Genomic DNA, 265 nt, shown 5'->3' on the forward strand with positions numbered 1-265 from the left:
AATTACCGATAGCAGTGGCAATGGAACTTTGACCGGCAATCAGGCATACACGGCAGGATCGAATGGCGCGGTCACCACCACGCTCGGGCAAGTGGCGTTCACCTCGGGATCGCAGTATCTCAATCAGGATCGCCTGGATCCCGGCCCGCAAACCTTTGCGATCACTACGCCCGATCCCGCAACCGGCACCAACAGCACATTCCAGGTATATAACTCCGCCAGTCTTGACGCCTTAGCGCCCGTCACCAGTGCCACCAGCGTGCCG

The 265-nt window shown here is 59.2% G+C and carries 1 protein-coding gene; it reads left to right on the forward strand.

Features of this window, described 5'->3' with window-relative positions:
- Positions 1-265 (forward strand): hypothetical protein (locus tag KVT28_RS25310; protein ID WP_217550934.1); only part of this gene is annotated, 265 nt, incomplete at both ends.

This window comes from Pantoea sp. GbtcB22, from assembly GCF_019091025.1.
GTDB classification, from domain to species: Bacteria; Pseudomonadota; Gammaproteobacteria; order Enterobacterales; family Enterobacteriaceae; genus Pantoea; species Pantoea leporis.